Source organism: uncultured Allobosea sp., assembly GCF_945956895.1.
Taxonomy (GTDB): domain Bacteria; phylum Pseudomonadota; class Alphaproteobacteria; order Rhizobiales; family Beijerinckiaceae; genus Allobosea.
In genome coordinates this window covers 96,631-114,636 of record NZ_CAMFJF010000002.1, presented here as the reverse complement: position 1 = coordinate 114,636, position 18,006 = coordinate 96,631, and the positions used below count along the sequence as shown (strand labels likewise).

Here is an 18,006-nt window from a genome sequence, read left to right as displayed (position 1 = left end):
CGGCTTGGCACTCCGGCTAGGCTGTCAGGGGCTTGGCGGGAAAGGTTGGGCGCGGCAGGGCAATCCGCCCCGCCGCGCGCCTTTGGGATCAGTTCAGGCTGGCGCGCTTCATGAAGGCGCCGGCCTTCATGATCAGCGGGATGTGCCGGCCCTGACGGGTCAGCAGCGAGAGGTCCTTCAGCGGATCGCCGTCGACGACGATCAGGTCGGCATGGGCGCCGGCCGCGACGGTGCCGATCAGGCCCTCCATCTTGAGCAGCTTCGCCGCGACATGGGTCGCCGAGGCGATGACCTCATGCGCCGGCAGGGCGCGGCCGCGGATCACGAACTCCTCGGACTGGTACTTGTGCATCTCGCCGAGCAGGTCGCTGCCATAGGCCATGGTCAGGCCGGCCTTCTTCATGATCGCGAGCGACTCCATGCCAGCCGAGCGCACGACATCGACCTTGGCGACCGAATCCGGCGGGAAGCCGAGCTTCGGCCCGTCCGAGACCAGCTTGTCGTAGGTCACGAGCGTCGGCACCGCCACGGCGCCCTTCGCGGCGGCAAGCTTGGCCGTCTCGGCCTTGATCAGGTTGCAATGCTCCAGCGAATGCACTCCGGCCTCGACGCAGCGGCGGATGGCGTCGTCGGTATAGACATGGGCCGAGACATAGGTGCCGGCCATCTTCGCTTCCTCGACCACGGCCTCCAGCTCGCTCACCGAGAAACCGAGGAAATGGATCGGGTCGGTCGGCGAGGCACAGCCGCCATTGGCCATGATCTTGATGAAGTCGGCGCCGCCCTTCAGCTCCTCGCGCGCGGCGCGGCGGACCTGGTCGACGCCGTCGCAGATGCGGCCGAGCGCGCCGAGACGATGGCGCTCGATCACGCTCGGGCGGTCGTCATAGCGGCCGCGGAAATCGGCATGGCCGCCGGTCTGGCTCAGCGCCTTGCCGGAGATGACGAGGCGCGGCGTCGGGAAATCGCCTTCCTCGGTCGCCTGCTTCAGGCCGAAATCGGCACCGCCGACATCGCGCACGGTGGTGAAGCCGCGCATCAGCATCGCCCGCATGATCCCGAAGGAGCGGGCGGTGACCAGCGAATCCGGCAGGCGGGCATTCGCGCCGAGATCGGCGACGCCGGCCACGACATGGACATGGGCGTCGATCAGGCCGGGCATCAGCGTCTTGCCCTTGAGGTCGACGACCTTTGCCTTGGCCGAGGTCACGGACTTGCCGACCTCGCGGATCGTGCCGCCCTCGACGAGGACGTTGACGGGCGCGCTCGCCTCAGGCGCCGAGCCGTCGACGATGCGGGCATTGGTGAAGAGGGTGGAAGCCACGGGCTTGTTCCTTCGAGAAGACTAAGGGGAGGAGATCAGGCTGCCTTGTTGGCGGCACGCGCGGCGAGGAAGGCGGGTACCAGCAGCGGCGCCAGCCGCTCGACCGGCGCGACATGCTCTTCGCGATAATGGTGCTCGGGCGCGAGCAGGTTGATCGTCCCGACCACCTTGCCGTCATAGATCGCGGGGATGTTGATCACGGAGCCGAGCCCCATGCTCTCGATCAGCTCGTGGTCGAAGAAGGCCCAGCGGATGCCGGCTTTGTCCTTGCCGAGATAGGGCTGACGGCCGTCCAGCACATGCTTGCCCCAGGGCGTCGGGCCCATCGTCTTGCGGCCGGAGATTGGGTACTCGACCGGCCGGTTGGAATAGATGCGCGCGACCTCCTGCCCGTCGACATAGAGCAGCGTGAACAATTCATGGCCGACGAGGCGGCGGGTGATGTCCTCGAAGGCCTTGAACACCGTGTCGGGCTGGCCGGGCTCCTTGATGAGGGCGGAGAGGGTGGCGAGATCGTCGGACATGGGCAGGCCTTCAGTTTAGGCGGCGGTCGGAGGGACCGGCGCCTTCGGGATGCGCTCGGGCAGGATGCCCTGCGGCTTGAGATGCAGGACGAGGATGAGGGCGATGCCGATCAGCATCTCGCGCGTGGCGGCGAGCTGGACCGGCTGGAGCCCCGGCACCCATTCGGTGACGAAGCGCGTCGCCTCCAGGAAGATCACGACGAGATAGGCGCCGAGCACGGCGCCGCTCGGCCGCCCGACGCCGCTGGCGGTGACAGCGAGGAAGATGTAGATCGTGATCAGCGGCTGGAAATGGTCCGGCGAGACATAGGACTGGAAATGCGCGTAGAGCGCGCCGGCCAGCGCCGCGATCGCGGCCGAGAGCGCGAAAGCCTGGAGCTTGAAGCGTAAGACCGGCTTGCCGGCGAAGGCGGCGAGCTGTTGGTCCTCTCGGATCGCCTTCAGCGCCCGGCCATAGGGCGAGGCATCGAGCCGGCGCAGCAGCGCCCAGACGATCAGCAGAACCAGCGTGGCGAGGCCGAGATAGAAATAGGCGAAATTCTGGGTGCCGAGCTCGGCCTTGAGCGGCGCCTTGATGCCGGAGATGCCGTCCGAGCCATTGGTCAGCCAGCGTTCGTTGAGGGCGACGAGGCGGATGACCTCAGCGAAGCCGAGTGTGACGATGGCGAGATAGTCGTCGCGCAAGCGTAGCGTCGCGAAGGTGACGACGAGGCCGACCGCGGCGCCCACGACGAGCGCAGCCCCCCAGCCGATCAGCACGGGCGCACCGGCCCCGGTCGCCAATGCCGAGGCATAGGCGCCGACGGCGAAGAAGCCGGCGAGGCCGAGATTGACGAGGCCGGCGCTGCCCCAGATCAGGTTCAGGCTGAGCGCGAGCAGGCCATAGATCGCGCAGAGCGTCAGGGTGAAGATCAGATAGGACAGCATCAGGCGGCCCTTTCCCCGAGGAGGCCGCGCGGCCGGAAGGTGAGCATCAGCAGGATCGCGACGAAGCCGACGCCGGTGCGATAGGTCGCGGGCACGACGAGCAGTGCCAGCTCCTCGGCGATGCCGAGCATCAGCGCGCCGGCGACTGCCCCGGGAATCGAGCCCAGGCCACCGAGCACGGCCGCGGCGAAGACCGAGAGCAGCACACGATAGCCGGTCAGCGGGTCGATCGAGGTGTCCAATCCGATCAGCACGCCGCCGACGCCGGTCAGCCCGGCGCCGAGGAAGAGCGTCACGATCGCGATCTTGGCGGGGTCGATGCCCTTGAGCCGGGCAAGGTCGGGATTGTCGGCGACGGCGCGCATCGCCTTGCCGAAGCGGGTATAGCGCAGGAACAGGAACATCGCGGCCATGATCACGACGGCGAGCAGCAGGCTCTGCAACTGCTGCGGGCCGATGCGCAGGTCGCCGAAGCGCATGTCGCGCGCGATCGGCAGGTCGTAGCCGCGCATCTCGTTGCCGAAGATGAAGCGGACGATGTTCTCCAGCACGAGATTGAGCGCGATCGAGGCGATGGCCACGATCAGCGCGCCGTTGTTGCGCAGGCGCTTCAGCGAGGTCTCTTCGGCGACGACCCCGACGACCCCCGTCACCGCGAAGGCGACGATGAGCGCGGCCGGTATCGGCAGCGCCATCACCACATTCGCCCACCAGGCCGCGAAGGCGCCGATGGTGGCATAGGCCGCAATGGCGAAGTTCGGGTAGCGTAGCACCGCGAAGATGGCGGAGAAGCCGATGGCCGGGACGGCGATCAGCGTCCCGGTCATCACCCCGTTGACGAGCGCCTGCAGGAGCTGGCTCACGCGATCTTCACCAGCGTCAGCTTGCCGCCCTGGACCTGCTCGTAGCGGAACTGGCAATCGGCGATGTCTCCGGTCTCGGTGAAATCGCAGGGGCCGCTGGCGCCGTCATAATCGATCGCCTGCTTGGCGGCGATCGCCTTGAGCCCGTCGATGGCGTTGTCGACCTTGGCGCCGCCCGGCGCCTGGCTGACCTTGCGCACCGCATCCTTGATCGCGGTGCCCGACGTATCGCCGGCCAGCGCGATCGCCATCAGGACGAGGTTGATCTGGTCGTAGATCTGGGTGGTGTACGGATCGGGCGAGGCGACGCCGATCATCTTGACCAGCCGCGCATAGGCCTTCGAGCCTTCGGCCGGCGAGGGCGCGATGGTGAAGGTCTTGTCGACCACCTCGGCCGGCACGCTCTCGACCAGCTTCTGGTTGACCGAATAACCGAACGCGACCTTCAGCCCCGAGAAGCCGGCACGGTAGGCATCCTTCAACATCACGGCGGTGTCGGGGGTGTAGCCGCTGAAGATGATCGCGTCGGGCTTGAAGCGCATCGCCTCGTCGATTTCGCTGCGATAGGCCGGCTTCTTGTCGTCATAGATCAGCGAGGCGGTCTCGCCGCCGGCCTTCTTCACGGCCTCGGTGATGTTGTCGAACTGGCTCTTGGCGAAGGGCGTCTGCGGCGAGAGGAAGAAGACACGCTTGGCCTTCTCGGCGACGCAGAACTCGCCGAACTTGCGGCCCTGCAGCGTCGTGTTCGGCTGGGTGCGGACCAGGTAACCCTGATGCGGCAGCTGCGTGATCGAATCGGCGCCGGAGACGGTGGCGAGGAAGGTCTTCGATTCCCAGCACAATGGCGCGACGGCGGTGGTGACCGAGGAGGCCCAGGTGCCGAGGATCGCCGAGACCTTGTCGACATCGATCAGCTTGCGGGCCGCGCGCACGCCGGCTTCCGGATTGGTCTGGTCGTCTTCCGAGATCAGCTCGACCTTGCGGCCGAGCACGCCGCCAGCGGCATTGACCTCGTCGATCACGGCCTTCACCGCCTTGACCATGACCGGGCCATAGGGGCCGCCGGCACCGGTGAGCGGCGTCAGCGTGCCGATCCTGATCGGCGCGCCCTGGGCGAGCGCGCGGCCGGGCAGCGCGGAGAGGCCGGCAAGCGCGGCGGCGCCAGCCAGAAGGGTGCGGCGGTCGGTCGTGAACTGCGTCATGATGTTCCCCTGTTGGTTTTGCTTGATCGTGGCTGTTGGGCTCCGAGACCTCTTGCGGACTCGCTTTAGATATTGAGCGCGGAACCTCCGCCGTCATTCCGGGGCGCCGCGCAGCGGCGAGCCCGGAACCCAGAACCGATGCGCTCTGTCATGAAGCGCGTGGGCTGCGTGAGCCTCGTTTTCGAAACCGCATCGGTTCTGGGTTCCGGGCTCGATCCTTCGGATCGCCCCGGAATGACGATGATGGTTCCCGATGCTATCGACATCGCCACATGGCCTCCTAGCCGCCGAGGAAGAGCCGGCGGATTTCGGGATCGGTGGCGAGCGCGGGGCCCGCGCCCTCGCGGCTGTTGCGGCCGGAGACCAGCACATAGCCGCGCGTCGAGATCTGCAGCGCTTCGAGCGCATGCTGCTCGACCATCAGGATCGGCAGACCGCCCTTGTTGAGCGCGACGATCGCGTCGAACAATTCGTCGGCGGCCTTGGGCGAGAGCCCCGCCGTCGGCTCGTCGAGCAGCAGCAGGGCAGGGGCGTTCATCAGCCCCATCGCCATGGCGAGGATCTGGCGCTGGCCGCCGGAGAGCGTGCGCGCCAGCGCCTTGCGCTTCTCCGCCAGCATCGGATAGCGCGCATACATCTCCTCAGCTCGCGCCCCGACCTTGCCGGGCTCCTGGAAGCCGCTGATCTCGAGATTCTCGGCGACCGTCATCGCGCCGAAGACATTGCGCTCCTGCGGCACGAAGCCGATGCCGGCCTTCGCCCGGCCGAGCGCGTTCTCGCGGGTGACGTCGCCGCCCTTGAGCCGGATCGTGCCGTCGCGCGCCTGGACGAGGCCTGCGATCGTCTTGAGCAGCGTCGACTTGCCGGCGCCGTTCGGGCCGATGATCGAGACGATCTCGCCGGGCGCGACCGTGAGCGAGGTGCCCTTCAGGATCTGCTCGGCCGCGCCATAGCCGGCGACGACGCCCTCGACGGCGAGCAATTCGCCTTGTGTCGCGCTCAATGACGCCTCCCGAGATAGGCTTCCTGCACGCGGGTGTCAGTGGCGACCTCGTCGAACGACCCTTGCGTCAGCGTCTTGCCTTCGGCCATGACGATGACCGGCGCGCAGAGCTTCTTGATCAGCCCCATATCGTGCTCGATCAGGCAGATCGTCAGACCGTCGCGATTGAGCGCGACGAGATGCTCGGCGATCTGCTCGGTCAGGCTCGGATTGACGCCGGCCATCGGCTCGTCGAGCAGCAGGATCTTTGGCTCGGCCATCAGCGCGCGGCCGATCTCCACCAGTTTCTTCTGGCCGCCGGAAAGCGCGGTGACGGGGTTGTCGAGCACATGGTCGAGCTTCAGCCGGCGGGCGATGCCGAAGGCCCGCTCGGAGAGTTCCGCCTCGCGCCGCTTCGCCCCGCCCGTGCCAATCAGCCCGGCCAGCAGGCCCTCGCCCGGCTGATCGGCGCCATAAAGCATCAGGTGCTGGAACACGCTGAGCTTGGGAAAACCGCGCGCGAGCTGGAAGGAGCGCACGAGCCCCGCCGCGACGAGCTTCTCCGGCGGCATCCCCGCCGTCTCGGTCGCGCCAAGCCGGACCGAGCCGGCCTGCGGCCGGTAGAGCCCGGAGACTGCGTTGAATAGGGTCGACTTGCCGGCACCGTTCGGCCCGATCAAGCCGGTGAAGGAGCCTTGCGGCACCGCGAAATCGACGCCGCGCAGCACCTGCACGCCGTAGAAGCCGAGCTTCAGCCCCTGGATGGTCAGTGCCGCCGTCATGCCACCGCCGTCTTGCGCCGGCCGGAGGGGGCGGCGGCTGGTTTCATCGGGAAATGCTGCCTGACCTGCTGCTTCCAGAAGCCGAGCAGGCCCTCGTAATAGGCCGGGTCGTTCGGCCGGAGCACGGTCTGGCTGATCATGCCGCGGACCAGGCACATCGTGGCGTTCATCACGGTGCGGGTATGATCGGGGTCGGTGCCGGCACGGGCCGCGAGCGCGGTCCAGACCGCATCGAGCCCGGCATGGAATTCCTTGACCGTCGGGATGAGATCGGCACGGAACGCCGGATTGTGACGGGCCTCCGGCAGGTATTCCATCGTCACATAGAACAGCCGGTCGTCCATCATCCGCCAGGCGTAGTCGACGATCTCGTCGCTGGAGCCGCCGCGCGCCATGAAATCCTCGGCGAAGCGGTGCAGGTCGCGCGCCGCCTTGCCCAGCAGGTCGGCGACGGAGGCGCTGATGATCGCCTCGCGCCCGGCGAAATGATGGGTCAAGGCGCCGCGCGAGACCCCGGCCATGCGGGCGATCTCCGGGGTGGTGGTGCGCGCAAGCCCCTGGTCGTGCAGCAGGTCGATGGTCGCGTTCATCAGCCGCGCGGATGTCTCCGCGCTGCGTTCCTTCTGCGATCGTCGCTTGCTGGTAACCCTCATGCCGAGCTCGCTCCCCCTTGACGATGGGGCAACGGTGTGGCGCGACTTACAAACAGTCAAGCCTGTTTTTTGAATAAGCGAACCTGGGCCGTCATTCTTGGGCGCAGCGAAGCGTAGACCCGAGAATCTCATGACGAGAAGGCATCGGTTTCCGAGATGCTCGGGTCAAGCCCGAGCATGACGGCGTCTTTCCGTGCCAGGCTAACCCTACCAGGGCCGCCGCGGCCCGGTGTCGATATGGATCAGCCCGTTCCAGTAGACATGGTGGCCGCCGACATCGGACATGGCGCGCACCCATTCGAGGACGACGCGCGGCCTCACGCCGGGGACGCGGAAATCCATGGCCTGGCAGCCCTTGTGATAGGAGCCGCGCCGGGCGCGCCAGGGCGGCCGCCAGGTCGAGGTTACCTTCACCGCCCCGTATTTGTCCGCAATCCTGCCGAGGATCTGCTTCAGTTGCTCCGGCAGGCAGGCGATCGAGGTGCCGGGATCGGTCGAGATGCCCGGCCGTTCCGCCTTCTCGTTCGGGTCGAAATCAGGCTCGGCGCCGGCCTTCTGGCCGGGCGTCAGCTTCGGCCACTCGACACCCTCGTCGTCATCCGGCTCTCCGGGCTGGGGTGGAGTGGCTTCGGCCACCGGGGTTTCCGGTGCCGGCGTCGCAGGCGGCGTTTCCTCGGAAGCAGCCGTCATGGGCGTATCGGGTGCGGAGGCGCGCGGCGTCGGCGGCGGCACCACGATCGGCGGTAGCTTCGGCGTGCCTTCGATGTCGAGATCGAACGGCCGCTGCGGCGGCAGCGGGGCGCGCATCGGCTCGCCCTCCTGGGCGCAGACCGCGGCTGTCGAAAGCAGCAAGGCAAGCGTCGGCATAGCGAGTACGCGTGCGAGGCGGGCCGGGCTCATCGCGCCGTCACGCGTCCGCAGCAGAATGGCTGGCGAACGTGTCGGGGATCACGAAACATGGAAGGCCTTTCGGGAAAAGCGCTCGCGCAGCCGGCAACGATTCGGCACGGTGAACGGATTGCTGCCGCTCCCGCAGGCCGAAAGCAGGCAGTTTTGTCGGATTTTAGCCACAGCAGGACAGAGCGGCGGCAAGACATGGCGGGACTTTGCCGCATTCTGCGCTGGGTTCAACCCGGATACGGCGATTGTGCGGCGCGGCGGAGTCTTGCTTCATTCTAATCGAGGGTCTAAGCGACTGGGACAGCGAGCCGCGCCACGGCCGCCGGAAATGAGTTCGACCATGCAAGCTGCCACGGTGCCTTCCATTCTGAGCGATTACCTGCCGCTGGTGCTGTTCATCGGCGTCTCGGCGGTCATCGGCCTGGCCCTGCTGATCGCGCCCTTCGCGATCGCCTATTCGAAGCCGGACGCGGAGAAGCTCTCGGCCTATGAATGCGGCTTCAACGCTTTCGACGATGCCCGCATGAAGTTCGACGTCCGCTTCTATCTGGTCGCGATTCTCTTCATCATCTTCGATCTCGAGGTCGCGTTCCTGTTCCCCTGGGCCGTCGCCTTCGGCGGGCTCGGCTGGTATGGTTTCTGGTCGATGATGGTCTTTCTCGGCGTGCTCACCGTGGGTTTCATCTACGAGTGGCGCAAGGGCGCGCTGGAGTGGGACTGACTGTCGGGTTGCGAGGCGGCGCTCCGCATCCGGTCCGATAGGCAAAGGTTCACAAGGATTAGATCATGGCAGTCACAGCGATCGATCGTGGTGATCCGCTCGTCGCGCAGGCGCCGAGGGGCTTGCTCGGTCCCGACGGCAAGCCGTTGGGCGCGCGTGATCCGTTCTTCGTCGAGATCAACAACGAGCTCGCCGACAAGGGCTTCCTGGTCACCGCGACCGACGACCTGATCAACTGGGCCCGCACCGGCTCGCTGATGTGGATGACGTTTGGCCTGGCCTGCTGCGCCGTCGAGATGATGCAGCTCTCGATGCCGCGCTACGACGTCGAGCGCTTCGGCTTCGCGCCGCGCGCCTCTCCGCGCCAGTCCGACGTGATGATCGTCGCGGGCACGCTGACCAACAAGATGGCCCCCGCTTTGCGCAAGGTCTACGACCAGATGCCGGAGCCGCGCTACGTCATTTCGATGGGCTCCTGCGCCAATGGCGGCGGCTATTACCACTACAGCTACTCGGTGGTGCGTGGCTGCGACCGCATCGTCCCGATCGACATCTATGTCCCGGGCTGCCCGCCGACGGCCGAGGCGCTGCTTTACGGCGTCCTGCTGCTGCAGAAGAAGATCCGCCGCACCGGCACGATCGAGCGCTGAGCGCTCTTTCGGTCGATGCTGCAGGCGATGAAGGTGAGACGATGAGCGAAGCGCTCGTAAAACTCGGCGAAGAGATCAAGGCTGCGCTGCCCGGCGCGGTGACGGAGGCGGTCGTCGCTTTCGAGGAACTCACGATCCATGCCGAGGCGGCTTCGATCGTCGAGGTCTTGCGCGCGCTCTACAGCGACCCGCGCTTCCGCTTCGTGAACTTCACCGATATCGCCGGCGCCGACTATCCCGGCCGCGAGAAGCGCTTCGACGTCGTCTACCATATGCTGGCGCCGCACCATAACCGCCGCATCCGCGTGAAGGTCCAGACCGACGAGGCGACGCCCGTCCCCTCCGTTGTCGACGTCTTCCCGGCGGCGAACTGGTTCGAACGCGAGGCCTACGACTTCTACGGCATCCTGTTCTCCGGCCATCCGGACCTGCGCCGCATCCTCACCGATTACGGCTTCGAGGGTTATCCGCTGCGCAAGGACTTCCCGCTGACCGGCTTCGTCGAGGTCCGCTACGACGACGAGCAGAAGCGCGTCGTCTACGAGCCGGTGAAGCTCAACCAGGAATTCCGCAACTTCGATTTCCTCTCGCCCTGGGAAGGCACGGATTACGTGCTGCCGGGCGACGAGAAGGCGAAGGGGGCGTGATGGCGTCCGGCCACAAACCTTTGTCCGGCGGCTGTCTCTGCGGCGCGGTGCGCTTCACCGCGAAGCCCGAGAAGGCCGAGATGGACGTTTGCCATTGCGGCATGTGCCGGAAATGGAGCGGTGGCGTCTTCATGGCCGTGTCCTGTGGCGACGTGACCATCGAGGACGACAGCCAGCTCGGCAGCTACGTCTCCTCCGACTGGGCGATGCGACAGTTCTGCCGCAACTGTGGTTCGAGCCTGTTCTGGCGCTTGCGCGAGGGTGAGGGCCATGTTGCCGTGGCCTTCCAGAGCTTCGACGACACTGGGCCGTTCAAGTTCCTCGAAGAGATTTTCATTGATGAAAAGCCGGCGCTCTATGCCTTCGCCGGCGAGCGCCCGCGGCTGACGGGTGCCGAAGTGATGGCGCGCTTCCAGGCGCAGCAGGAAGGCCGGTCATGACCGAGCACAATATCCGCAATTTCTCGATCAATTTCGGCCCGCAGCACCCGGCCGCGCACGGCGTGCTGCGCCTCGTGCTGGAGCTCGACGGCGAGATCGTCGAGCGCGTCGATCCGCATATCGGCCTGCTGCATCGCGGCACCGAGAAACTGATCGAGGCCAAGACCTATCTCCAGGCGGTGCCTTATTTCGACCGGCTCGACTATGTCGCGCCGATGAACCAGGAGCATGCCTATGCGCTGGCGGTCGAGCGCCTCGTCGGCGTGACCGTGCCGCGTCGCGGCCAGCTCATCCGCGTGCTCTATTCCGAGATCGGCCGCATCCTCTCGCATCTCTTGAACGTCACCACGCAGGCGATGGACGTCGGCGCGCTGACGCCTCCGCTCTGGGGCTTCGAGGAGCGCGAGAAGCTGATGATCTTCTACGAGCGGGCCTGCGGCGCGCGCATGCACGCGGCCTATGTCCGTCCCGGCGGCGTGCACCAGGACATCCCGGTCTCGCTGATCCACGACATCGCCGAATGGTGCGATCCGTTCCTCAAGGTCTGCGACGACCTCGAAGGCCTGCTCAGCGACAACCGCATCTTCAAGCAGCGCAACGTCGATATCGGCGTGGTCGATCTCGAAACCTGCTGGAAATGGGGCTTCTCGGGCGTGATGGTGCGCGGCTCCGGCGCGCCTTGGGATCTGCGCAAGTCGCAGCCCTACGAGTGCTACGAGGAGATGGAATTCGACATCCCCGTCGGCAAGAACGGTGACTGCTTCGACCGCTACCACATCCGCATGGAAGAGATGCGCCAGTCGGTGCGCATCATGAAGCAGTGCTGCGACAAGCTGCTAGCGCCCGATGGCGGCGGCCCGGTTTCCTCGCTTGACGGCAAGATGGTGCCGCCCAAGCGCGGCGAGATGAAGCGCTCGATGGAAGCGCTGATCCACCACTTCAAGCTCTATACCGAGGGCTACAAGGTGCCGGCCGGCGAGGTCTATGCCGCGGTCGAGGCGCCGAAGGGCGAATTCGGCGTCTATCTGGTCTCCGACGGCACCAACAAGCCCTATCGCTGCAAGATCAAGGCCCCGGGCTTCGCCCATCTCCAGGCCATGGATTTCATGTGCCGCAAGCACATGCTCGCCGACGTCTCCGCGATCCTCGGCTCCCTCGATATCGTCTTCGGGGAGGTCGATCGGTGATGCCGGCATTCGGCTGCATAGCTCGCGTAGCCCTTATTGGCTTCCTGGCTTGCGCCGGAGCCGGCAGCGGGGCTGCGCAAGGAATTTATGGCAAACTCCAAGAGTTGCAGCAGAAATCGAACGAACCTCCACCGCGTACTGTCTCGCTAGAAGAGCAATGCCGGCAGCGGATAACTGATGACAGATCCACGAAGTGCCAAGGGTTCTATGTGGAGCGTGGGTTCAAGACAAAATGGCTTGGCATCGTTCCTTTATCGCATCCTCCGATTGTTGAGGTCATGGAGTTCGGGGAGATCGGCGTGTTTTGCGTTCATTCAAGCGTGATAGATGCTCGAACTCCTTGTTATAATTTGATGCGCCCTCAGGCTTTTGCGGCTCTAGGGTCTGGTAGGTACTGATATGTCCGTCCGTCGTCTCGCCCCTGATCCGGTTCAGCCCGCTTCCTTCGCCTTCACCGCGGCGAACGAGAACTGGATCGACCAGCAGATCGCCAAGTATCCGGAAGGCCGCCAGGCTTCCGCCGTGATTCCGCTGCTGTGGAAGGCGCAGGAGCAGGAGGGCTGGGTCTCGCGCGCCGTGATCGAGACCGTCGCGAAGCGCTTGGGCATGGCGCCGATGCGGGTGCTGGAGGTCGCGACCTTCTACACCATGTTCAATCTGCAGCCGGTCGGCGAGTTCTTCGTCCAGCTCTGCGGCACGACGCCTTGCGCGTTGCGCGGCGCGGAAGCGCTGAAGAAGGTCTGTGAGGACGTCATCGGCCCGCAATCGACCGTCACCGCCGACGGCAAGCTCTCCTGGCTCGAAGTCGAGTGCCTCGGCGCCTGCTGCAACGCCCCGATGGCGCAGATCAATGTCGACTATTACGAGGACCTGACACCGGCCAATTTCCGCCAGCTCCTCGACGATCTCCGCAACGGCCGCGCCACCAAGCCCGGCCCGCAGAACGGCCGCACCGGCTCCGAGCCGGAAGGTGGCCCGCAGACGCTGACCGACAAGGCACTCTATGATGGCTCGATGATCGGCGCCGGCGACTGGCAGAAGCGCATCGTCGAGCAGCGCAAGGCCGCTGCTGAGGCCGCCGCTGCCAAGGCCGCTGCTGAAGCGGAAGCCAAGAAGGCTGCCGAAGCCGAGGCCACGAAGGCCGAGGCGACCCCGGCCGCCGTAGCCACCAAGCCTGCGACCGAGACGGCCGCTGCCGCTCGCCCGCAGCCTTCGGCGCCGACACAGCCCTCCAGCGCTGCGAACGATACGCCGGCCGCCAAGGGCAAGGTCGATAAGAAGGATGTCGCCGAGGCTTCGAAGCCCGCGACCGACGAGAGCAAGCCCGAACTGCTCACCGCCGCGCGCGGTGGCAAGGGCGACGATCTCGAACTGATCTGGGGCGTCGGGCCGAAGCTCGGCAAGATGCTCAACGAGATGGGCGTCTGGCATTACGACCAGATCGCCAAATGGACACCGGCGGAGCTCGCCTGGGTCGATGCGCGGCTGACCGGCTTCAAGGGGCGGGCGCTGCGTGACGACTGGATTGCTCAGTCGAAGAAGCTCGCGACGGGTTGGCGCCCGGAGTCGAAGCTTGGCGACAAGCCGGCAGAGTGAGGCACTAGGACATGCTCGCAGATCGCGATCGCATCTTCACCAATCTCTACGGCCTGCATGACCGTACCCTGAAGGGTGCGATCCAGCGCGGCGCCTGGGATGGTACCAAGTTCATCCTGGAGCAGGGCCGGGACTGGATCATCGACGAGATGAAGAAGTCCGGCCTGCGTGGCCGCGGCGGCGCCGGCTTCCCAACCGGGCTGAAATGGTCATTCATGCCCAAGGTCAGCGACGGGCGTCCGCATTATCTCGTCGTGAACGCCGACGAGTCGGAGCCGGGCACCTGCAAGGACCGCGAGATCATGCGCAACGACCCGCATACGCTGGTCGAGGGCTGTCTGATCGCGTCCTTCGCGATGGGCGCGCATGCCGCCTATATCTATATCCGCGGCGAATATGTCCGGGAGCGCGAGGCGCTGCAGCGCGCCGTCGACGAGGCCTATGAGGCCAAGCTCATCGGCAAGGACAATGTCCACGGCTATCCCTTTGATCTCTATGTGCATCACGGTGCCGGCGCCTATATCTGCGGCGAAGAGACGGCGCTGCTGGAGAGCCTCGAAGGCAAGAAGGGCATGCCGCGGCTGAAGCCGCCATTCCCGGCCAATATGGGCCTCTATGGCTGCCCGACCACGGTGAACAACGTCGAGTCGATCGCGGTCGCCCCGACCATCCTGCGGCGCGGCGCCGCCTGGTTTTCCTCGATCGGCACGCCGAACAATGTCGGCACCAAGCTCTTCTGCGTCTCGGGCCATGTGAACAAGCCCTGCAACGTCGAAGAGGCGATGGGCCTGACCTTCCGCGAGCTGATCGACAAGCATTGCGGCGGCATCCGGGGCGGCTGGGACAATCTCAAGGCGGTCATCCCCGGCGGTTCCTCGGTGCGCATGGTCCCGGCCGAGCAGATCATCGACACGCCGATGGATTTCGACTCGCTCTCGAAGCTGCGCTCCGGCCTCGGCACAGCGGCGGTGATCGTGATGGACAAGTCGACCGACATCGTCCGCGCCATCGCCCGCATCAGTCATTTCTACAAGCACGAGAGCTGCGGCCAGTGCACGCCCTGCCGAGAGGGCACGGGCTGGATGTGGCGCGTCATGGAGCGCATGGCCGAGGGCCGCGCCCAGAAGCGCGAGATCGACATGCTGCTCGACGTCACCAAGCAGATCGAGGGCCACACGATCTGCGCGCTCGGCGACGCCGCCGCCTGGCCGATCCAGGGCCTGATCGCGCATTTCCGTCACGAGATCGAGCAGCGCATCGACGACTATGCCGCCAACCCGCACAGCGAGCCTGTGCGCCTGATGGCGGCGGAGTGAGACCATGACGAAACTCCTCATCGACGGCATCGAGGTCGACGTTCCCGCCGAGTACACCGTGCTCCAGGCCTGCGAGGCCGCAGGCGTCGAGGTGCCGCGCTTCTGCTTCCACGAGCGCCTCTCGATCGCCGGCAACTGCCGCATGTGCCTCGTCGAGGTGAAGGGTGGCCCGCCGAAGCCGCAGGCCTCCTGCGCCATCGGCGTGCGCGACCTGCGCCCCGGCCCGAACGGCGAGCCGCCGGTCGTGCTGACCAAGTCGCCGATGGTCAAGAAGGCCCGCGAAGGGGTGATGGAGTTCCTGCTCATCAACCACCCGCTCGATTGCCCGATCTGCGACCAGGGCGGCGAGTGCGACCTGCAGGACCAGGCGATGGCCTATGGCGCCGATACCTCGCGCTATGTCGAGAACAAGCGCGCGGTCGAGGACAAGTATATCGGCCCGCTGGTCAAGACGACGATGACGCGTTGCATCCAGTGCACGCGCTGCGTCCGCTTCACCACCGAGGTTGCCGGCGCCTCCGATCTCGGCGCCATCGGCCGCGGCGAGGACATGGAGATCACGACTTATCTCGAGCAGGCGATGTCGTCGGAGCTCCAGAGCAACGTCGTCGATCTCTGCCCGGTCGGAGCGCTGACCTCGAAGCCCTACCAGAACAAGGCCCGTCCCTGGGAGCTCTCCAAGACCGAGAGCATCGACGTGATGGACGCGGTCGGCTCGGCCATCCGCGTCGACTCGCGCGGCAAGGAAGTGATGCGCATCCTGCCCCGCCTCAACGAGGCGGTGAACGAGGAGTGGATCTCCGACAAGACCCGCCATGTCGCCGACGGCCTCAAGACCCAGCGTCTCGACCGGCCCTATATCCGCGAGAACGGCCGCCTGCGTCCCGCGAGCTGGAACGAGGCTTTCGCCGCCATCGCCGCCAAGGTGAAGGCTGCCTCGCCTGAGAAGATCGGTGCCATCGCCGGCGATCTCGCGGCCGTCGAGGACATGTTCGCGCTCAAGGCGCTGATCGCGGCGCTCGGTTCCGCCAATCTCGATGCCCGCCAGGACGGCACGAAGCTGCATCCGAAATTCGGCCGCGCCTCCTATGTCCTCAACGCCGGCATCGCCGGAATCGAGGATGCGACCTCGCTGCTGATCATCGGCTCGAACCCGCGCCGCGAGGCGCCGATCCTGAACGCCCGCATCCGCAAGCGCTGGCTGCGTGGCGACTTCAAGATCAGCCTCATCGGCGAGAAGGTCGACCTGACCTACGCTTACGACTATCTCGGCGCTGGCCCGGAGACGCTGGCCGATGTCGTGAAGTCGGCCCAGGCCGCTGGCGGAAAGCCGATGGTCCTGGTCGGGCAGGGCGCTCTCGCCCGCGCTGACGGCGAGGCCGTGCTCTCGCTCGCCGCCAAGACGGCGCAGGCACTCGGCGCCGTCACCGAAGGCTGGAACGGCTTCGGCGTGATCCATACCGCCGCTGCCCGCGTCGGTGCGCTCGATCTCGGCTTCGTGCCGGGCGAGGGTGGTCTGGACGCCGCTGCGATGGTCAAGCCGGGCGCGCTCGACGTGCTCTTCCTGCTCGGCGTCGACGAGATCGAGGTGCCGGAGGGTGCCTTCGTGATCTATCAGGGCACGCATGGCGACAAGGGCGCCCATCGCGCCGACGTCATCCTGCCGGGCGCCGCCTATACCGAGAAGTCCGGCACCTATGTGAACACGGAAGGCCGTGTGCAGATGGGCGACCGCGCCACCTTCCCGCCGGGCGATGCCCGTGAGGATTGGGCGATCCTGCGTGCGCTCTCGGCGACGCTGGGCAAGACGCTGCCTTTTGACTCGCTGTCCGGCCTGCGCAAGGCGCTCTATGAGGCGCATCCGCATTTCGCGGCGCTCGACGGCCTCCCAGTCAACGATGCCTCGGAGATCGGCAAGCTCGCCGGCCTCGGCGGCAAGACCGACAAGGCGGGCTTCGCGCCCGTCGTTGCCGATTTCTATCAGACCAACCCGATCGCGCGTGCCTCCGCCGTCATGGCGGAATGCTCGGCGCTGGCCTCCGGCCGGCATCAGCAGGCGGCGGAGTAAGCGGCCATGAACTGGGACCTCGTCCTCGATATCGCGATCATCCTCGGCAAGAGCCTGCTGCTGCTGGTCTGCCTGCTGGTCTTCATCGCCTATATCCTGCTCGCCGACCGCAAGGTCTGGGCGGCGGTGCAGCTCCGCCGCGGCCCGAACGTGGTCGGACCCTGGGGCCTGTTCCAGAGCTTCGCGGATCTGATCAAGTTCGCGCTCAAGGAGCCGATCATCCCGTCCGGCGCCAACAAGGGCATCTTCCTGCTGGCGCCCTTCATCTCCTGCCTGCTGGCGCTTGGCGCCTGGGCGGTGATCCCGGTGGCGGAAGGCTGGGCGATCGCCGACATCAATGTCGGCGTGCTCTACATCCTCGCGATCTCCTCGCTCGGCGTCTACGGCATCATCATGGCCGGCTGGGCCTCGAACTCGAAATACCCGTTCATGAGCGCGCTCCGCTCGGCGGCGCAGATGGTGTCCTACGAGGTCTCGATCGGCTTCGTCATCATCACCGTTCTGCTCTGCGTCGGCTCGCTGAACCTTTCGGCCGTGGTCGAGGCTCAAGCGAACCGGGGTCTGGCGCATGCGCTCGGCGTGCCGTGGCTCTCGATCCTGAACTGGTACTTCATCCCGCTCTTCCCGATGTTCGTGGTCTTCTTCGTCTCGGCGCTGGCCGAGACGAACCGGCCGCCCTTCGATCTGGCAGAAGCCGAATCCGAGCTCGTGGCGGGTTTCATGGTCGAGTATTCCTCGACCCCGTACCTGCTGTTCATGCTCGGCGAATACGTGGCGATCATGACCATGTGCTCGCTGACCACGATCCTGTTCCTCGGTGGCTGGGCTCCCCCGGTCGCGCTGCCGCCCTTCACCTGGCTGCCCGGCGTGTTCTGGTTCGCCCTCAAGGTCTGCCTGGTGTTCTTCATGTTCGCGCTGGTGAAGGCCTTCGTGCCGCGCTACCGCTACGACCAGCTGATGCGCCTGGGCTGGAAGGTCTTCCTGCCGCTGTCGATCGGTAGCGTGGTGATCGTGGCACTGGTGCTGCAATTGACGGGCTGGGGCCCGGTCGCTGGATGATCAACCCGGCGATCATGGGCCCGGCAGTGGGTATGATCGTCGGTGGAATAGGTTACGTGGTTTGTGTCGGCTTCGCGTTCAGGCGATGGGGCTACACTCCTACGGATGGGTTTGGTGAACTCGCCATCGCGGCTTTCGTCGGTGGGTTCCTCGGATACAAGAGCG

18 protein-coding genes are annotated in these 18,006 nt (G+C 66.1%); 9 read left to right on the top strand and 9 right to left on the bottom strand.

Features of this window, described 5'->3' with window-relative positions; all coding sequences use genetic code 11:
• Window positions 1-88: 88 nt before the first annotated feature.
• The 9 genes from Q0Q02_RS01965 to Q0Q02_RS01925 form a co-directional block, all read right to left on the bottom strand.
• Window positions 89-1,324: an amidohydrolase family protein gene (locus Q0Q02_RS01965; protein ID WP_293806407.1), complete on the bottom strand. Its 1,236-nt coding sequence runs from the start codon at window positions 1,322-1,324 to the stop codon at window positions 89-91.
• A gap of 35 nt (window positions 1,325-1,359) precedes the next feature.
• Window positions 1,360-1,848 (bottom strand): GAF domain-containing protein, encoded by a 489-nt coding sequence (locus Q0Q02_RS01960; protein WP_293806405.1) that lies wholly within the window; start codon window positions 1,846-1,848, stop codon window positions 1,360-1,362.
• A gap of 15 nt (window positions 1,849-1,863) precedes the next feature.
• On the bottom strand, window positions 1,864-2,775 hold the full coding sequence (locus Q0Q02_RS01955) for a branched-chain amino acid ABC transporter permease (protein WP_293806403.1): 912 nt from the start codon (window positions 2,773-2,775) through the stop codon (window positions 1,864-1,866).
• Window positions 2,775-3,638: a branched-chain amino acid ABC transporter permease gene (locus tag Q0Q02_RS01950; protein ID WP_293806401.1), complete on the bottom strand. Its 864-nt coding sequence runs from the start codon at window positions 3,636-3,638 to the stop codon at window positions 2,775-2,777. Before Q0Q02_RS01950 ends, Q0Q02_RS01955 begins: the two co-directional genes overlap by 1 nt.
• Entirely contained in the window at window positions 3,635-4,840 is a 1,206-nt protein-coding gene (locus Q0Q02_RS01945) for an ABC transporter substrate-binding protein (RefSeq protein ID WP_293806399.1), read from the bottom strand. Before Q0Q02_RS01945 ends, Q0Q02_RS01950 begins: the two co-directional genes overlap by 4 nt.
• Before the next feature lie 280 nt (window positions 4,841-5,120).
• Window positions 5,121-5,843 (bottom strand): ABC transporter ATP-binding protein, encoded by a 723-nt coding sequence (locus Q0Q02_RS01940; RefSeq protein ID WP_293806397.1) that lies wholly within the window; start codon window positions 5,841-5,843, stop codon window positions 5,121-5,123.
• Window positions 5,840-6,604 (bottom strand): ABC transporter ATP-binding protein, encoded by a 765-nt coding sequence (locus Q0Q02_RS01935; RefSeq protein ID WP_293806395.1) that lies wholly within the window; start codon window positions 6,602-6,604, stop codon window positions 5,840-5,842. The genes Q0Q02_RS01940 and Q0Q02_RS01935 overlap by 4 nt, the downstream gene beginning before the upstream one ends.
• Complete coding sequence (locus Q0Q02_RS01930; RefSeq protein ID WP_293806393.1) at window positions 6,601-7,194, bottom strand: helix-turn-helix domain-containing protein; 594 nt, start codon at window positions 7,192-7,194, stop codon at window positions 6,601-6,603. The genes Q0Q02_RS01935 and Q0Q02_RS01930 overlap by 4 nt, the downstream gene beginning before the upstream one ends.
• 270 nt (window positions 7,195-7,464) lie before the next feature.
• Complete coding sequence (locus tag Q0Q02_RS01925) at window positions 7,465-8,157, bottom strand: D-Ala-D-Ala carboxypeptidase family metallohydrolase (RefSeq protein ID WP_293806392.1); 693 nt, start codon at window positions 8,155-8,157, stop codon at window positions 7,465-7,467.
• 355 nt (window positions 8,158-8,512) lie between these two features.
• Here Q0Q02_RS01925 and Q0Q02_RS01920 point away from each other — a divergent pair, with 355 nt between their 5' ends.
• The 9 genes from Q0Q02_RS01920 to nuoH all read left to right on the top strand — a co-directional run bounded on the left by Q0Q02_RS01920 (window position 8,513) and on the right by nuoH (window position 17,841).
• The gene (locus Q0Q02_RS01920) at window positions 8,513-8,878 is read left to right on the top strand and encodes an NADH-quinone oxidoreductase subunit A (RefSeq protein WP_173049551.1); all 366 of its coding nucleotides are present in this window, start codon (window positions 8,513-8,515) and stop codon (window positions 8,876-8,878) included.
• A gap of 65 nt (window positions 8,879-8,943) precedes the next feature.
• Window positions 8,944-9,528: an NADH-quinone oxidoreductase subunit B family protein gene (locus tag Q0Q02_RS01915; protein WP_173046135.1), complete on the top strand. Its 585-nt coding sequence runs from the start codon at window positions 8,944-8,946 to the stop codon at window positions 9,526-9,528.
• Between the two features lie 41 nt (window positions 9,529-9,569).
• Window positions 9,570-10,175, top strand: coding sequence for an NADH-quinone oxidoreductase subunit C (locus Q0Q02_RS01910; RefSeq protein WP_293806391.1), 606 nt, complete (start codon window positions 9,570-9,572; stop codon window positions 10,173-10,175).
• Window positions 10,175-10,615, top strand: a complete 441-nt coding sequence (locus Q0Q02_RS01905; RefSeq protein WP_293806390.1) for a GFA family protein — start codon at window positions 10,175-10,177, stop codon at window positions 10,613-10,615. The genes Q0Q02_RS01910 and Q0Q02_RS01905 overlap by 1 nt, the downstream gene beginning before the upstream one ends.
• Window positions 10,612-11,802, top strand: coding sequence for an NADH-quinone oxidoreductase subunit D (locus tag Q0Q02_RS01900; RefSeq protein WP_199092713.1), 1,191 nt, complete (start codon window positions 10,612-10,614; stop codon window positions 11,800-11,802). Before Q0Q02_RS01905 ends, Q0Q02_RS01900 begins: the two co-directional genes overlap by 4 nt.
• A 399-nt stretch (window positions 11,803-12,201) precedes the next feature.
• Entirely contained in the window at window positions 12,202-13,398 is a 1,197-nt protein-coding gene (gene nuoE / locus Q0Q02_RS01895; RefSeq protein ID WP_293806389.1) for an NADH-quinone oxidoreductase subunit NuoE, read from the top strand.
• Between the two features lie 11 nt (window positions 13,399-13,409).
• Window positions 13,410-14,714, top strand: a complete 1,305-nt coding sequence (nuoF, locus tag Q0Q02_RS01890) for an NADH-quinone oxidoreductase subunit NuoF (RefSeq protein WP_293806387.1) — start codon at window positions 13,410-13,412, stop codon at window positions 14,712-14,714.
• Between the two features lie 4 nt (window positions 14,715-14,718).
• Window positions 14,719-16,782: an NADH-quinone oxidoreductase subunit NuoG gene (gene nuoG, locus Q0Q02_RS01885; protein WP_293806385.1), complete on the top strand. Its 2,064-nt coding sequence runs from the start codon at window positions 14,719-14,721 to the stop codon at window positions 16,780-16,782.
• A gap of 6 nt (window positions 16,783-16,788) precedes the next feature.
• Window positions 16,789-17,841 carry an NADH-quinone oxidoreductase subunit NuoH gene (gene nuoH / locus Q0Q02_RS01880; protein ID WP_293806383.1) on the top strand — a complete coding sequence of 351 codons (1,053 nt, stop codon included), beginning with the start codon at window positions 16,789-16,791 and terminating at the stop codon, window positions 17,839-17,841.
• Window positions 17,842-18,006: the final 165 nt, after the last annotated feature.

Bases quoted from the DNA above. Each gene is read 5' to 3' on its own strand.
- Q0Q02_RS01960 (WP_293806405.1), bottom strand. From the start codon at position 1,848: ATGTCCGACGATCTCGCCACCCTCTCCGCCCTCATCAAGGAGCCCGGC.
- Q0Q02_RS01955 (WP_293806403.1), bottom strand. From the start codon at position 2,775: ATGCTGTCCTATCTGATCTTCACCCTGACGCTCTGCGCGATCTATGGC.
- Q0Q02_RS01945 (WP_293806399.1), bottom strand. From the start codon at position 4,840: ATGACGCAGTTCACGACCGACCGCCGCACCCTTCTGGCTGGCGCCGCC.
- Q0Q02_RS01935 (WP_293806395.1), bottom strand. From the start codon at position 6,604: ATGACGGCGGCACTGACCATCCAGGGGCTGAAGCTCGGCTTCTACGGC.
- Q0Q02_RS01930 (WP_293806393.1), bottom strand. From the start codon at position 7,194: ATGAACGCGACCATCGACCTGCTGCACGACCAGGGGCTTGCGCGCACC.
- Q0Q02_RS01925 (WP_293806392.1), bottom strand. From the start codon at position 8,157: ATGAGCCCGGCCCGCCTCGCACGCGTACTCGCTATGCCGACGCTTGCC.
- Q0Q02_RS01915 (WP_173046135.1), top strand. From the start codon at position 8,944: ATGGCAGTCACAGCGATCGATCGTGGTGATCCGCTCGTCGCGCAGGCG.
- Q0Q02_RS01910 (WP_293806391.1), top strand. From the start codon at position 9,570: ATGAGCGAAGCGCTCGTAAAACTCGGCGAAGAGATCAAGGCTGCGCTG.
- Q0Q02_RS01905 (WP_293806390.1), top strand. From the start codon at position 10,175: ATGGCGTCCGGCCACAAACCTTTGTCCGGCGGCTGTCTCTGCGGCGCG.
- Q0Q02_RS01900 (WP_199092713.1), top strand. From the start codon at position 10,612: ATGACCGAGCACAATATCCGCAATTTCTCGATCAATTTCGGCCCGCAG.
- nuoE (WP_293806389.1), top strand. From the start codon at position 12,202: ATGTCCGTCCGTCGTCTCGCCCCTGATCCGGTTCAGCCCGCTTCCTTC.
- nuoF (WP_293806387.1), top strand. From the start codon at position 13,410: ATGCTCGCAGATCGCGATCGCATCTTCACCAATCTCTACGGCCTGCAT.
- nuoG (WP_293806385.1), top strand. From the start codon at position 14,719: ATGACGAAACTCCTCATCGACGGCATCGAGGTCGACGTTCCCGCCGAG.
- nuoH (WP_293806383.1), top strand. From the start codon at position 16,789: ATGAACTGGGACCTCGTCCTCGATATCGCGATCATCCTCGGCAAGAGC.